The 16174-nt window shown below is 34.1% G+C and carries 11 protein-coding genes; 5 read left to right on the forward strand and 6 right to left on the reverse strand.

Going from position 1 to position 16174, the window contains the following annotated elements; translation table 11 throughout:
- The first annotated feature begins 90 nt into the window (after positions 1–90).
- Entirely contained in the window at positions 91–1440 is a 1350-nt protein-coding gene (locus EMTOL_RS18470) for a PhoPQ-activated pathogenicity-related family protein (protein ID WP_015030846.1), read from the forward strand.
- A gap of 37 nt (positions 1441–1477) precedes the next feature.
- Here the strand turns inward: EMTOL_RS18470 and EMTOL_RS18475 are convergent, their stop codons facing one another.
- The 3 genes from EMTOL_RS18475 to EMTOL_RS18485 form a co-directional block, all read right to left on the reverse strand.
- Positions 1478–2302 (reverse strand): enoyl-CoA hydratase/isomerase family protein, encoded by an 825-nt coding sequence (locus tag EMTOL_RS18475; protein ID WP_015030847.1) that lies wholly within the window; start codon positions 2300–2302, stop codon positions 1478–1480.
- A complete protein-coding gene (locus EMTOL_RS18480) occupies positions 2302–3198 on the reverse strand; it encodes a hydroxymethylglutaryl-CoA lyase-like TIM-barrel protein (protein ID WP_015030848.1) in 897 nt (298 codons plus the stop codon). Before EMTOL_RS18480 ends, EMTOL_RS18475 begins: the two co-directional genes overlap by 1 nt.
- 293 nt (positions 3199–3491) lie before the next feature.
- A complete protein-coding gene (locus EMTOL_RS18485; RefSeq protein ID WP_015030849.1) occupies positions 3492–4640 on the reverse strand; it encodes an acyl-CoA dehydrogenase family protein in 1149 nt (382 codons plus the stop codon).
- A gap of 139 nt (positions 4641–4779) precedes the next feature.
- On the opposite strand from EMTOL_RS18485, the gene EMTOL_RS18490 reads away from it, so the two are divergent.
- Positions 4780–6384 carry an acyl-CoA carboxylase subunit beta gene (locus tag EMTOL_RS18490; RefSeq protein WP_015030850.1) on the forward strand — a complete coding sequence of 535 codons (1605 nt, stop codon included), beginning with the start codon at positions 4780–4782 and terminating at the stop codon, positions 6382–6384.
- A 163-nt stretch (positions 6385–6547) separates the two neighbouring features.
- Here the strand turns inward: EMTOL_RS18490 and EMTOL_RS18495 are convergent, their stop codons facing one another.
- The 3 genes from EMTOL_RS18495 to EMTOL_RS18505 all read right to left on the reverse strand — a co-directional run bounded on the left by EMTOL_RS18495 (position 6548) and on the right by EMTOL_RS18505 (position 11566).
- Positions 6548–8872, reverse strand: a complete 2325-nt coding sequence (locus EMTOL_RS18495) for a family 65 glycosyl hydrolase domain-containing protein (RefSeq protein ID WP_015030851.1) — start codon at positions 8870–8872, stop codon at positions 6548–6550.
- Between the two features lie 96 nt (positions 8873–8968).
- A complete protein-coding gene (gene pgmB / locus EMTOL_RS18500) occupies positions 8969–9619 on the reverse strand; it encodes a beta-phosphoglucomutase (protein ID WP_015030852.1) in 651 nt (216 codons plus the stop codon).
- 69 nt (positions 9620–9688) lie between these two features.
- Positions 9689–11566, reverse strand: coding sequence for an alpha-amylase family glycosyl hydrolase (locus EMTOL_RS18505; protein ID WP_015030853.1), 1878 nt, complete (start codon positions 11564–11566; stop codon positions 9689–9691).
- A 103-nt stretch (positions 11567–11669) separates the two neighbouring features.
- Between EMTOL_RS18505 and EMTOL_RS18510 the strand changes: the two genes are divergently transcribed.
- From EMTOL_RS18510 to EMTOL_RS18520, 3 genes are all read left to right on the forward strand, one after another.
- Positions 11670–13499 (forward strand): alpha-amylase family glycosyl hydrolase, encoded by a 1830-nt coding sequence (locus EMTOL_RS18510; RefSeq protein ID WP_015030854.1) that lies wholly within the window; start codon positions 11670–11672, stop codon positions 13497–13499.
- A 36-nt stretch (positions 13500–13535) separates the two neighbouring features.
- Positions 13536–14873, forward strand: a complete 1338-nt coding sequence (locus EMTOL_RS18515; RefSeq protein ID WP_015030855.1) for an MFS transporter — start codon at positions 13536–13538, stop codon at positions 14871–14873.
- A gap of 172 nt (positions 14874–15045) precedes the next feature.
- On the forward strand, positions 15046–16062 hold the full coding sequence (locus EMTOL_RS18520) for a sensor histidine kinase (RefSeq protein ID WP_015030856.1): 1017 nt from the start codon (positions 15046–15048) through the stop codon (positions 16060–16062).
- The last annotated feature ends 112 nt before the right edge of the window (positions 16063–16174 follow it).

Consider the following 16174-nt stretch of genomic DNA (forward strand, 5'->3'; position numbering starts at 1 on the left):
CTTTTCAAATTTATTAGATTTTATTAAGTATTTATTAAAAAAAATCAAGAATATTACAAAACATTATTCAACCTTCAATTTTAACTCAACATGAAAATTATTAGATTAAGTGTTATTGTATTGTTGGCTTTTTATGGTTTAAATTCATATGCTCAGAAAACCAAATTAACGCCCCAAAATGCTCTTGAAAATTATATAAAAAACGGAGACAAAAGTTTTGCTTGGGAATTGAAAGACTCAACAATTTTTGGGAATGTAGTTGCCTATCAGCTATTGCTTACCTCCCAAAAATGGCGTGAATATACTTGGCGACATCAATTAACCATTTTTGTGCCCAAAAACCGACAATTCAATGATGCACTGCTGTTTATCACTGGTGGTTCAAATAAAGATGAGCAACCTAATTGGACTAAATCAGATGGACTTTGGCCCTCGTTGGCTGGTGTTGCAGAGAAAAATAAAGCAACAGTTGCGTTGATTAGGCAAGTTCCTAATCAACCGCTTTATGGCAATTTAACTGAAGACGCTTTGATTTCTTATACACTCCATCAATTTAAGCAAGATAAAGACTATTCTTGGCCGCTTTTGTTTCCCATGGTTAAATCAGCGGTAAGGGCAATGGATGCTGTGCAAGAGTTTACAATGCAAAGACAAAAATATGCTGTGAACAGTTTTGTAATTTCTGGAGCATCTAAACGTGGTTGGACTACTTGGCTTTCTTCTGCAATTGATGATAAACGTGTTAAAGCAATAGCTCCAATGGTGATTGATATGCTCAATATGCCTGCAACGCTTAATTATCAGTATACAACTTATGGTGAATATAGCATTGAAATTGAAGATTATGTAAAATTAGGCATTCCCCAAGGAACTGATACTGAAGATGGTAAAATGATTACTGCGATGATAGACCCATTTTCGTATAGAAATAAAATGTCAGTTCCGAAGATGATTTTTGTTGGAACAAATGATGAATATTGGACGATTGATGCCATCAAACATTACATCAATGAGATTCCTGGACAAAATATGATTCATTATGTGCCAAATGTTGGTCATAATTTAGGTGGAGGAAAACAAGCTTTTGAAACTTTGAGTGCATTTTTTGGTTTAACTGTGTTAAATCTACCTTATCCAGTAAACACTTGGAAAGTTGATTATAATAAAGTTAATACTGAACTTACGATTGATGCTAAAACTGAAAACCTAGTTGAAGCGACTCTTTGGCAAACCACTTCTTCTGACCGCGATTTTCGAAATAATTTGTGGTTGAATAAAAATATTAAGTTGAAAGATTTACCGCAAATTAAAGTTTCTCTTCCGTACCCTAAAAAGGGTTATCAATCATTTTATATTGAAATGAAGTACAAAGACCCTAATGGTGGCACTTATAGTGTTTGTACAAGAACTTATGTGACCGATACCGAGAAAGTATTGTAAAAAGTAAGCCCTGAGAGAATTTCTTTCAGGGCTTACTTTACTTATTCTTCCAAACTGGTTTTCTTTTCTCTTTAAATGCTAAAATTCCTTCTCGTGCATCTTCCGATTGCCTAATTTCTTGAAGTACGCTAAGCAAATATTGATGTTGCTCTACCTCTGAAAGGTTGTTTAATTGATTGATTGCTTCAAAACCCTTTCTGATTGCAAATGGTGAATTTTCTAAAATGCTTTCTACTAATTGGTTAGCCTCGTTTTCAATATTTTCTTTTGAACATATGTGCGTAACAATTCCTAGGTTAAATGCTTCTTGGGCAGTATAGTTTTTCCCTAAAATTGCCATTTCCATTGCTTTTCTTTGAGGCATTATTTTTAATAAAGTTGCCATCACTTGCATTGGAAAAATCCCTCTTTTTACCTCAGGTAATCCAAACTGAGCATCTTCCACCGAAACAACAAAACTGCATCCTCCAATAAGTAAAAATCCGCCTGCAAATACACTTCCTTCAACTTGGGCGATACATGGTTTTTCAAGATACTTAAATGCATCTCCAATAGTAACTTCTTTGATTGGTTTTGGAAGCTTTAGATTTTCAATATCTAAAGAAGGATTCTGAAAAACATTCAAATCCATTCCAGCACAAAAAGCTGGTCCTTCTGCTTTCAATAATACACACCATACTTCAGAATGATAATGAGCATAAGCTAAAGCATAGGCTAATTCTGTAAGCATAATGGGAGTGAAAGCATTTCTTTTCTCGGGTCTATTAAGTGTAATTGTGAAAAGATTACCTGATTTATTAACTTTTATAAGTTTAAATTCAACTTCCGAGAATTTTGATAAGTCTGATTCTTGAAAAAACATTAGTCTATAAGCTCTTGAAAAGCTGTTTTTAATTGTATGATTTTCTCTTCAACTCCGTTAATCGTACCTTCTTTTTCTTGCTTGAAAAGCAACAAATTTTCTGTATCCATATTTCCGACTAATTCATCTGCGGCCATTGGACACCCTCCATATCCTAATATAGCACCATCAAATCTTCTGCAACCACCTTGATAAGCCGCATTAATTTTTTCGTACCAAGTTTGAGGAGTAGTATGTAAATGGGCACCAAATTCTAAATTTGGGTAACTTGGAATTAAATGATTGAACAAATAATTGATTGTTTCGGGAGTACCAACGCCTACGGTATCAGACAAAGAAAATATTTTTATGTCTAATTTTTGTAGTTCATCTACCCATTGAATAGCAATTTCAGCATTCCATTCATCACCATAAGGATTGCCAAAGCCCATTGAAATATAGATAACTAATTCTTTATTAGCTTTTTCTGTAATTTCTTGAATTCCTTTTACCCTTTCCAATGATTCAACAATACTTGCATTTGTATTTCTTAATTGAAAAGTTTCTGATATTGAAAATGGATAACCCAAATATGTAATTTCTTCAAATGCTGCTGCTTCCGTAGCTCCACGTTCATTAGCAATGATTGCTAATAACTTTGAGCTTGAATGATTTAATTTCAATTTTCCTAATACTTGCTTTGTATCGGCCATTTGTGGAATGGCTTTGGGCGAGACAAAACTTCCAAAATCTATGGTACTAAAAAGCTGACTTTCTAGTAAAAGATTGAGGTATTTAGCTTTTTTTTCAGTTGAAATTATATCATGAAGCCCTTGAATGGCATCACGTGGACATTCAATTAATTGAATATTTTTATTGTCCCACAGCGTTTTTATTGAATCATTAACTCTGTTCAATTTATTGAAAATTTTAATTCTTTTTAATTATAAATTTTGAAGTATATCTCAGATAAACCTTGGCACGGTTCAACTTAAAGACTTAAATATTAAAGCAACTATTTAGAATTGAACCAAATCAGCGAATAAATTCGACTACTAGGAGAACAAATGAATTGTTAATTTTTTGCTGACTTAAAGTCAGCAAAAGTAATTATCTTTCATTTATTCCATTAGATACTCATTTTTATGAGTGAATTTATCAATATGATTCTAAATATTTATAAAGTTTGAAGCCGTGCCACGGATATATTTTACTTACAAATTTCTCTACTGATAACTAATTTTTGAATTTCGCTTGTTCCTTCTCCAATAGTACAAAGTTTGGCATCACGATAAAACTTTTCTGCAGGAAAATCTTTGGTGTAGCCGTATCCTCCATGAATTTGGATACTTTCTGTAGAAACTTCAACAGCCGTTTCTGAAGCAAAAAGTTTTGCCATAGCCCCTTCTTTAGTCATTTTTTTGCCTAAGTTCTTTAAAGTACCTGCATTTCGTGTCAATAATTCAGAAGCCTCTATTTTAGTAACCATTTCTGCTAATTTAAAGCTAATTCCTTGAAAATTGATAATGGTTTTACCAAACTGTGCTCTCTCTTGAGCATATTTCAAAGCTGCTTTGTAGGCTCCTTTGGCAATTCCCAACGAAAGTGCTGCAATAGAGATTCTACCACCATCAAGTATTTTTAATGATTGAACAAATCCTTCACCGACTTCGCCTAAAACATTATCTTTATGAATTCGGCAATTATCAAAAAATAAGCAAGCTGTTTCGCTGGCTCTCATCCCTAATTTATTTTCTTTTTTTCCAGCAGAAAAGCCGGGTGTTCCTTTTTCAATGACGAAAGCAGTAATTCCGTGTGAATCATTTTTCTCCCCAGTTCGTGCAATTACAACGGCAAGTTCTGAACTAATAGCATGGGTAATAAAGTTTTTTGAACCATTCAGCACAAAATAATCCCCATCTTGAACAGCCGTGGTGCTCATTCCTCCTGCATCAGAGCCTGTCCCTGTTTCAGTAAGTCCCCAAGCACCAATCCATTCACCAGATGCTAATTTTGGCAAATATTTCTGTCTTTGTTCTTCATTACCAAAAGTTAGAATATGATTTGTGCAAAGAGAATTGTGAGCAGCCACTGAAAGACCAATCGCACCACAAACTTGTGATATTTCATCAATTATCGTAATATATTCTTGGTATCCGAGTCCCGAACCGCCATACATTTCTGGCACTAATACGCCCATGAAGCCATATTCGCCCATTTTATGAAATAATTCAACTGGGAAAATTTGCTTTTCGTCCCACTCCATTAAATTTGGTCTGATGTAATTTTCAGCGAAGTCTTTTGCACTTTGACGAATCATTTCTAATTGTTCGTCGATTTCTAGCTCTAAGTGTGTCATAGTAAATTTTAGTTTGTTGATAAATAATTGCAAAGCTAATGATTGTTTTAACAATTATTTAACATATTTGCAGAAAAATTGTTTCTAACTTAGAAAATATATAACTATTTTGCTTCATCAACGAAATATAACAAGAATTATGCAAACAATGGAAGATTTATTGAAGGAATTGACTGAGAAATATGAGCAAGTGAAATTAGGAGGTGGCTTGAAGAAAATACAAGCTCATAAGGCAAAAGGAAAACTTACTGCTCGTGAAAGGATTGACTATTTGGTTGATAAAAATACAAAGTACATTGAATTTGGGGTTTTTGCAGGAGAGGGAATGTATGAAGAGGAGGGAGGTTGCCCTAATGGAGGTTGCGTTTGCGTAATTGGCTACGTTTCTGGCAGACTTTGCGTGATTGTTTCAAATGATGCTACTGTGAAAGCAGGTGCTTGGTTTCCGATTTCAGCAAAGAAAAATTTGAGAGCTCAAGAAATTGCTATGGAAAACCATTTACCAATTATTTATTTGGTTGATTCGGCAGGAGTTTATTTACCCATGCAAGCTGAGGTTTTTCCAGATAAAGAACATTTTGGTCGAATTTTTAGAAATAATGCTCACATGTCATCAATGGGAATACCACAAGTAGCCGCAATTATGGGTAGTTGTGTAGCAGGTGGTGCATATTTGCCAATCATGTCTGATTACGCTTTAATCGTTGAAGGAAGTGGTTCTGTTTTTTTAGCAGGTTCTTATTTAGTGAAGTCTTCAATTGGTGAAGATGTTGATAATGAGACACTTGGCGGAGCAACTACTCATTGCGAAATTTCGGGAGTAACTGATAATAAGTTTCCAAACGATGAAGCATGCTTAGATGAAATCAGAAAGATTTTTGATAAAATGGGTCACTTTGAAAAAGCTGGTTTTGATAGAAAAGCCACTGTTTTACCACAAAAAGACCCCAAAGAAATTTACTCCAAACTACCAATTGACCGAACAAAACCTTACGATATGCTTGAAATTATTGAGCGTATTGTTGATAATTCTGAATTTGACCAATATAAACAAGGGTATGGACAAACTATTCTCTGCGGAACAGCTCGAATTGATGGTTGGGCAGTTGGAATTGTAGCAAACCAAAGAAAAATTGTGAAATCAAAAAAGGGAGAAATGCAAATGGGCGGTGTTATTTATTCTGATTCGGCAGATAAAGCGGCTCGTTTCATTATGAATTGTAACCAACAAAAAATTCCTTTAGTTTTTTTGCAAGATGTAACAGGATTTATGGTAGGAAGTAGGTCAGAGCATGGTGGTATTATTAAAGATGGAGCAAAAATGGTTAATGCAATGGCCAACTCGGTAGTTCCAAAATTTACGTTTATTGTTGGTAATTCGTATGGGGCTGGTAATTACGCAATGTGCGGAAAAGCTTATGACCCTCGCTTAATTTACTCATGGGTTACTGGTCAAATGGCTGTTATGAGTGGTGCATCAGCTGCGAAAACTTTAGTGCAAATTCAAACAGCAACACTTAAATCGAAGGGTATAGCCATTGGTGAAGATGAAGAAAAGGAACTTTTGGATAAAATTACCGACCGATATAATTCACAATTGAGTCCTTACTATGCTGCCTCTAATCTTTGGGTTGATGGTGTAATTGACCCACTTGAAACAAGAAAGATAATTTCTATGGGAATTGAAGCTGCCAACCATGCACCAATTACCAAAAGATACAACGTTGGGGTAATTCAAACCTAGTATAAAAAATAGAGTCATCCCGAATCTAGAAAAACTCGTTCATGGCCGTCTAAGTTGATGCTATCAGTTTAACTGAGGTGGGGGAACCTAGACGGCAGTGAAAGTTTGGCTAAAGTGATATTTAGCCAAATTTGGGATGACTCATTTTTTGATAAATAACATATTAGTATTCTACACTGGCCGAAGATTTTGAACCTACTTCAATTTCTTTTCCATATATCAGAACTTTTATTTTATCGCCAGTTATATTCTCAATTTTGATGTTATTTCCTTTGATAACTATATTTAAAGCATTTCCTCTAAATCCAACTCTGAAAGAGAAACCTTCCCATTGTTCGGGTAAAAATGGCTCAAATGAAAGTTTATCATTTTTCACACGAAGTCCACCAAAACCCTTCACAACTGACATCCAAGTTCCAGCCATAGACGTAATATGAAGACCATCTTCAGTATCGTTGTTATAATCATCAATGTCAAGTCGGGCTGTTCTTACATACATTTCATAAGCCTTATCCTTTCTACCTAATTTGGCTGCAAGTATCACGTGAACACAAGGAGAAAGCGATGATTCATGAACAGTCATTGGCTCATAAAAATCGAAATTTCTACGTAAGTCATCAATGCTAAAGTCTTCTTCAAAGAAAAACATTCCCTGTAAAACATCTGCCTGTTTGATAAAACAAGAACGTAAAATTCTGTCCCATGACCATTTTTGGTTAATTGGACGGTGTTTGGTAATGGCTTCTACGGTAAGTAATTCTTTATCAAGGAAACCATCTTGTTGTAAGAAAACTTGACGGTTCTCATCATAAGGAAAATACATATTATCAATGATATGCTGCCACTTTGACGCTTCGGTATCAAAATTTAGCTTAGTTTTTTCAATAATTTCATTGAATTTTTCAAGATTCTGATTTTTTAATGTCTTGAAACCTTCCAATGTATATTTCAAACACCAAACCGCTAAATAATTGGTGTACCAGTTATTATTTACGTTATTTTCATATTCATTCGGACCCGTCACGCCAAGCATTACATATTTGTTTTTGTCGCTTGACCAGTTTACTCGTTGAGCCCAGAATCTTGAAATTCCAGTTAATACTTCTAGTCCATATTCCTCTAAATATTTCGAATCACCAGTGTAACGAATATAATCATAAATTGCGTAGGCAATGGCACCATTTCTATGAATCTCTTCAAAGGTAATCTCCCACTCATTATGACATTCTTCTCCATTCATGGTAACCATTGGGTAAAGAGCTGCTCCATCAGAAAAACCAAGTTTCTCTGCATTTTCAATGGCTTTTTGGAGGTGATTATGTCGATAAACTAAAAGGTTTCGGGCAACTTTTTGTTCAGAAGTAGAAAGATAAAACGGTAAACAGTAGGCTTCTGTGTCCCAATAGGTAACACCACCGTATTTTTCACCAGTAAATCCTTTTGGTCCGATATTCAATCTTGCATCTTCACCCGTATAAGTTTGTTGTAAATGGAAAATATTGAAACGAATGGCTTGTTGTGCTGCCACATCTCCCTCAATTTGAATATCATTACCTTCCCATTTTTTAGCCCATGCCGCTGTTTGCTCAGCTAACATTTGTTCAAATCCCTTTTGACTAATTTTGGCAATATAAGATTTTGTATCTTCAGTTAAATCTTCAATCGTATGATTTTCAGATGAAAGATTTACAGCATACTTTACGATTGTATAAGTCTGATTTTCTTCAAGATTAATCTTAAATTCATTCGCAACATATTTCTCTGATTTGATTGGAAAAGTAGCAAAATCAACTTTTTCTAAGCCTTTAAAAACTTCAAAAGTCATGCCTGTGCAAACTTGGAAAGTAGGAACAGTATCCCAAGCCGATTTCTTAGTCTCTAAGGTTAAAAATGCCTCTCCATGTGCAGTTTCTTTGGCAATTTCATTCCAAAATTTTTCACCATGGTTAGAATCTTTGTTTGAAACATCACCATCTAGCGAAATAGTAATTTTTGCAGTGGCATAAAAGTTTACTGGTGTAATGCTATATTTAATTACTCCACTTTCATCATCGACCAAACTTAAAAACCTTTGTGAATGTATTTTAAGTGTTTTTCCACCAGTTAATTCAATTGTACAAATTCTTTCAAGAACACCTGTTTTCATGTTGAGTGTTCTTGTAAAATCAAGCACTTTTGATGTATTCAAATCGACTACTTCTCCATCAATTTCGATGTCAATGCCCGTCCAATTACAAGCATTTATTACTTTGGCAAAGTAGTTTGGGTAACCGTTTTTCCACCAACCAACTCTCGTTTTGTCTGGAAACCAAACTCCTGCTACATAATTCCCTTGAAGGGTTTTTCCTGAAAACTTTTCTTCAAAGTTCCCTCTTCCACCCATACGGCCATTTCCTAAACTCATCAAACTTTCAGTAATTTCATTGAATTCAGGATGGAAACCATTCTCTACGATGCACCATTCATCGTGTGTTATATAATTTTTCATTTTTAAAAGGGGCTCACGGCCTGTATTTTAATTTTAGTTAAAGTATTTTATAAGGTTGGTAGGATTATTACACTTTTAAATAATTTTCATTAAATATCATAAAATCTTTGAAAGTAAATCTGATAAATTGATATTTTCGAATGATTTTAATACTAAATCGGCTTGCGTTAGTACATTTTCATGTCCAATACCAATCACTTTCATACCTGCTCTTTTTCCTGCTTCAACTCCTGCTACTGCATCTTCAAAAACTAAACATTCATTTGCTTGAAGCCCTAATTCTTCAGCTCCTTTCAAGAATACTTCAGGGTCTGGTTTGCCGTTTGATATTTTTGTGCCATCTATAATTGCATCGAAGTCATTGATTAAACCCACTCCTTCGAGAATCATTTTGGCATTTTTACTTACTGAACCTAGAGCAATTTTGATATCAGTTTTTTTGATTTGTTCAAAAAAGTCTTTTACTCCTGGTAAAATATCATCAGAAGTCATTTGACTAACCAAGGTCAGATAATGTTCATTTTTCTTGGCAGCTAATATTAATTTTTCCTCTTCAGAAAGCATTACATTCCCATGTTGGAGTATGAGGTTGAGGGAGTCCATTCTACTAACTCCTTTTAAACTTTCATTGAATTCTTCGGAAATATCAAATCCTAAATCATTGGCCATTTTTCGCCAAGCTTGGTAATGGAAAATGGCTGTTTCTACAATTACGCCATCTAAGTCAAATAAGAATCCTTTAATCATTATTATTGTTCAACAATTTTAAAAATTGTCTATTGTTTAAGTCATTACTGCGTAACTGTTAAAATTAAGTTACTTTAATTCCAAAATCAAAGCTGTCATTGCTGGTACTTTGATTGCAGATATGCCATTTAAAATTTCTCCTGTCATGATATTTTTGGCCGATTGAGCACCTTTCATAACCTCGGCAAAGTTTTCAGTTGAAACACTTGCTTCACTTGCTTTGGTATTACTAATTACCATGACTGTTTGCTTGTCGGTGTAGCGAAAATACACGTAAATACCTCCGTCAAATGGCGTAAACTGCATAAATTTACCCTTTGTTAGTGCTTCTGAAGTTTTGCGATAGTTCAACAATTTTTTATTAAACTCAAACGCTTCATTCTCTTGAGAATTACGTCCAGCAACAGTAAATTTATTTTCAATATCACCATTAAATCCACCTGAAAAATCTTTTCGTACCTCTGCATCCGTTGGATTTTTAAAATTTTTCATCAAAAATTCTGTTCCATAATACATTTGAGGCACCCCTCTAACGGTATAAAGCCATGTCAAACCTAACTTATATTTGTTAAAATCTTCTCCAATTACTGAGAAAAATCGGTCAGTATCATGATTTTCTACGAATGGTACAAGTTTTTCTGGATTTTGATATACCATGTCTTGGGCAAGGGTTGTGTATAGGCGATTTACACCTTCATTCCAACCAAAATTTTCTTTCAAAGCAGTATTAATCGCACCTTGAACTTGGAAATCACAACTAGAAGGAAGATTACATTTGAATGGAATATTCAAGTTATTTTTTGTAAAGTAGGCTTGGCTGATAACAGTATTAACTGCAGACTCTCCAAATAATAGCATGTTTGGATGTTCATCAAGAATAGCCTTATTGCAAGCATTCATGAAATCCATATCATTGTAGATGTAAGTATCAATTCTCCAAGCATCAATATTGAAATACTCGATGGTCCAGAGTGCATGTTGAATGAGGTAGGTTGCAAGAAGAGGGTCTTTTTGATTCAAATCGGGCAAGAATGATGTAAACCAGCCTTCTTCTGTTACTTTTTTATCATATTTAGAGCCGTTTACATCAATTAATGGTTGGTCTTTGTATGAAGTGTTTGTGTATTTATCCCAATTATGTAACCAACTTTTTCTTGGTAAATCCTTTACAAACCAAGCATCTTCACCTACATGGTTGTAAACAGCATCTTGAATTATTTTTATGCCTTTTTTATGAGCTTCATTGATAAGTTTTTGATAAGCTGCATTTCCTCCAAATCTGCGGTCAATTTGGTAGTGGTCAGTGAAATGATAACCATGATATGAGCTTCTCATGGTTCCACCTTCATTAGTTTGGTGAGTATTATTTTCTACAACTGGTGTTAGCCAAAGAGCGGTAACTCCTAATTCGTTGAAATAATCAAGGTGGTTAATTATTCCTTGTAAATCACCTCCATGTCTCAACCATGGGCTTTTTCTATCGGCGTCTTTGTCAAACATATCATCAAACTTATCATTTGATTCATCACCATTGGAAAAGCGGTCGGGCATCAATAAATACACCACATCTGCTTGCGAAACTGTTTGAGGCTTAGCTGTTCGGTTTTTTAGCTCGTAATTCATAATCGTACTTCCCGAACCATTCGAGAAAGTAAATTGAAGGTTTCCTGCTTTGGCGGCTTTGGAAATTTCCAAATCAATAAAAATATAATTTGGATTTTCGGTGAGCTGAATTTTTTTTAGATTAACTCCAGTGTAGGGTTTGAGAGAAACTTTCGAACTACCCGTATTTTTGCCATAAACTAATATTTGCAGATTTGGGTTCTTCATGCCAACCCACCAATTTGTTGGGTTAATTCGTTGGATATCAGGTTTTTGAGAAAAAGCATAAGATAATATGCCTAATTGTACAAAAACAAGAAGGAGTAAACTTTTTGTCGCTTTCATAAGTGTTAAAGTATTCGTTTCAATGGCAAAATAACACAAACAAACTATTTTTTCATAAAAAAATCCTGTTTAGATTTGAAACTAACTTTAACCTTGCATAGAAATGAATAAACTAATTGCGATTGCGTTTTTGGTGTTAAGCCATTTTGCATTAGCTCAAAAAACAAAAAAAATGACCAAAGAAAATTCTAACTTACCTAAATCAGACAAATTAGTAGTATATCAAATTTACACTCGCCTTTTTGGAAACCTTAAAACAACCAACAAGTTTTATGGGAGTATCGAAGAGAATGGGTGTGGAAAGTTTAATGATATTAATGATAAAGCATTAAGCGAACTAAAAAAGTTTGGGGTATCTCATGTTTGGTTTACTGGGGTTATTGAACATGCAACCATGACCGACTACTCAAATTACGGTATCCCTCAAGATAATCCATTAGTGGTTAAAGGAATCGCTGGTTCGCCATACGCCATTAAAGATTATTATGATGTTGACCCTGATTTGGCGGTTGATGTGAAAAATCGTATGAAAGAATTTGAGGCATTGGTAAAGAGAAGTCATAATAATGGTTTGAAGGTTTTGATTGATTGTGTGCCTAATCACGTTGCAAGAAGTTATCATTCTGACCAAAAACCGAAAGGTGTTAAAGATTTTGGCGAAAATGACGATAAAACTAAGTCTTTTGATGCCAATAATAACTTTTATTACATCAAAGACCAGATGTTTGTTGTTCCAGGTGAAGTAAATCCTCCAATAGTTCCCAAAGAAAACTACACTGAAATACCAGCAAAAGCTACTGGAAATGATGTTTTTTCGGCAAAACCGAGCATCAATGATTGGTTTGAAACAATAAAATTAAATTACGGGGTAGATTATCTGAATAATAGGAAACAACATTTTGAGCCAATTCCAAGTACTTGGCTTAAAATGCGTGATATTTTGACTTATTGGGCAAAAAAAGGAGTTGATGGATTCAGATGTGACATGGCAGAAATGGTTCCTTTTGAGTTTTGGGGTTGGGTAATTCCTGAAATTAAAAAAGTAAATCCAGAAATTATTTTTATCGCAGAGATTTACAATCCACAAACCTATCGTCAGTATCTTTTCCAAGGAAAATTTGATTATTTGTACGATAAAGTTGGTTTGTATGATGCATTACGTCGATTAATGGAAGGGCATGGGAATGCCAACGATATTACTAAAGTATGGCAAAATGAATCAGGTGATTTTTCTAATAGAATGTTAAGATTTCTTGAAAATCATGATGAGCAAAGAATTGCTTCAAAATATTTTGCCAATGACCCATTCCGTGCCATTCCAGCAATGGTTGTAAGTTCGGCTTTGCACACTGGCCCAGTAATGCTATATTTTGGACAGGAAGTCGGAGTTAAACCTACAATGGCAGAGGGATTTAGTGGTGAAGATGGTCGAACAACAATGTTTGATTATTGGGGTGTTCCTGAATTTCAGAATTGGGTAAATAATCACCAATACGACGGTGGCAGACTTAGTGAACAACAAAAGTCACTTAGAAAAATATACGCTGATATTTTGAAGTTTGCATCTGAGAATGAAGCGGTATCGCAAGGAAAGTTCTATGATTTACAATATGTAAATAGTAATGGACAAACCGTTAATTACAACGACCAAAAAATATTTAGCTATTTGAGATTTACAGATAAACAAAAATTATTGTTTATTTGCAACTTTGACTTAGAAAAATCATATTCAACTGGTGTTTTTATTCCACAAGGTGCTTGGGAAATGATGAAAATTAATCCAAATGGTCCAGTCAGCTATTCTTTAAAAGAAGTTTTTTCTAAGGATAGAAATAGTACAGAGATTAATCAACAAACAAAATCTATTTCTACTAAGGAAGCAATTAGACTTACGCTTGAACCCAATAGTGTAACTATTTTAGAGATTAGATAATCGAAACAGAAAATTTACTTTAACCTATTCAAACTAATGACTACAAAAAAAGGCAAACCATTATTATCATTTTGGCAAATTTGGAATATGAGTATCGGATTTTTGGGTATTCAAATGGGTTTTGCCCTTCAAAATGCCAATGCAAGCCGAATTTTACAAACTTTTGGGGCTGATGTTGAACATTTGTCTTGGTTTTGGCTTGTTGCACCATTTACGGGTATGATAATTCAGCCAATAATTGGACATTACAGTGATAAAACTTGGACCAAACTCGGCAGAAGACGTCCATTCTTCCTAGCAGGGGCAATTTTGGCAACAATAGGCCTTATTTTAATGCCTAATGCAGATTTATTCGTTGATTTTCTTCCAGCTTTGTGGGTAGGAGCAGGCTTCCTAATGATGATGGATGCATCATTTAATGTGGCTATGGAGCCATTTAGAGCATTAGTGGCTGATAAACTTAACAATTCTCAACAAACTTTAGGTTTTTCAATTCAAACAGTTTTGATTGGAATTGGAGCGGTGGTAGGTTCTTGGTTGCCTTATGTTTTGACAGAATGGTTCGGATTTGAAAAAACTACTGAGGCTGGGAAAGTACCATTTAGCCTTGTTTTCTCTTTTATTGTTGGGGCATTTTTCTTGTTAACCTGTATTATTTGGACAATCATAAAAACCCCTGAATATTCTCCAAAAGAACAAGCAGAATTTGAAGGCGACGAACACGTAGAAGAGGAACAAAGTAGTTTTTTCGATATTTTCAAAGATTTTGGCAACATGCCCAAAACTATGAAACAATTGGGTATTGTACAGTTTTTTTCATGGTTTGGGTTGTTTTCAATGTGGGTTTTTATGACACGTGCAATCGCACAACATATTTATAATTTACCCGCTGATGATTCAAGTTCAGAACAATTCAATAATGCAGCTAACTGGGTTGGTGTAATTTTTGGTGTTTATAATGCGGTTTCGGCTATTTATGCATTTATGTTACCTAAGATTGCAGAAAATGTTGGAAAGAAAAGAACACATGCTTATTCACTTTTAATTGGGGGAATTAGTCTGATTTCAATTTATTTCATCACAGATTATCGTTGGTTAATACTCCCAATGATAGGTGTGGGCTTTGCTTGGGCTAGTATTTTAGCAATGCCTTACGCCATTTTGGCAGGAGCAATTCCCGCAAAAAAAATGGGTATTTATATGGGCATTTTTAATTTCTTCATTACAATTCCACAAATTGTCAATGGAATAATTGGTGGACCAATTGTGAAATATCTATATAATAATCAAGCTATTTATGCCATTATAGGTGGGGGAGTTTGTTTTTTATTGGCGGCATTTAGTGTAAGATTTGTTGAAGAAAAAATAGACTAGTATTTTTTAGATTAAGAAAGCCTTCATTGAGTAAATGAAGGCTTTTGTCGATTAATAGCCTAACTAAGTCTCGGTTTATATTTGATTTATCTTAAACGAAATCGTTTTTGGATGATTTTTAATATAATTGTATTGAAACTTACTAACTTACCTATTACACTTAAAGACAAACATGTTTAAAAATCGATTTATTTATTTTGTCCTTCACATTGTAATGTGGATTGGATACACAGCCCTACCACTGTTAAACGCTTTTCAAAATGATTCGGCAAGGTCTAGGGTAAATCCATATACAAATACAACCTACTGGCTATATGTTTCAGTTTCTTCAATAGTTTTATTTTACGTAAATTCTGAGGTTTTATTCGCTAAAATCTATAAAAAACAGCCAATTCGATATTTCTTAGGCGTTGTAGCTTTGATTTTAGTGCTACTTTGGGGACGTTTTTTTGTTAGAATTACCTTTGTAGGTAGCGATATCAACAAATCATTATTTTACGTAAATGCTTTCATTCAATATCTATATGTTTTTGGAATTAGTGCTTCTTATTGTTTCTTCTCTGATTACCAAAAACAACAAGAAATTCAACGTGAGAATGAAAATGAACGATTGAAATCAGAATTATCGTTCTTACGTTCTCAAATTTCCCCGCATTTCATGTTTAATTTGATGAATAGTTTGGTTTCATTGAATAGAAAAAAATCGGATATGGTAGAGCCTGTTTTGCTTAAGATGTCGGATTTGTTGAGATATATGCTTTATGAAAAAGATGACAAGAGAATTTCCTTGGAAAATGAGGTGAAATATCTTTCTAATTATATTGATTTACAAAAGGTACGCTTTGGAGACTATGTAAACATTGAGTTCGAAGTAAATAATTCGGGTAGCAGTAAGAGTATCGAACCAATGTTATTGATTCCTTTTGTAGAAAATGCTTTCAAACATGGCGTAGGGATGATAGAAAATCCATTCATTAGAGTTGAGTTAGATGCAAATGAAAGCGAATTGAAATTTAAAGTAAGTAATAAGTTTAGTAATGATAAAAAGGAAATCAAAGACGGAGCTTCTGGAATTGGTTTAAACAATGTAAAGCGAAGATTAGAACTTTTGTATCCTAAGCAATATGAATTGGCGGTTTCAGAAAGTGATAATTTATATACAACCGATTTAAAACTAAAATTTAAGTAAATTCTCTACATTTTAATTGAATTCTTTCTTACTTTTATTCTAGCAAGATGATTTTTATTCTGTCTAATGCAGGTTTCTTGTGATTTTTTTTGAAACATTGATTGATAGGTAG

The organism is Emticicia oligotrophica DSM 17448 (genome assembly GCF_000263195.1).
Lineage (GTDB): Bacteria > Bacteroidota > Bacteroidia > Cytophagales > Spirosomataceae > Emticicia > Emticicia oligotrophica.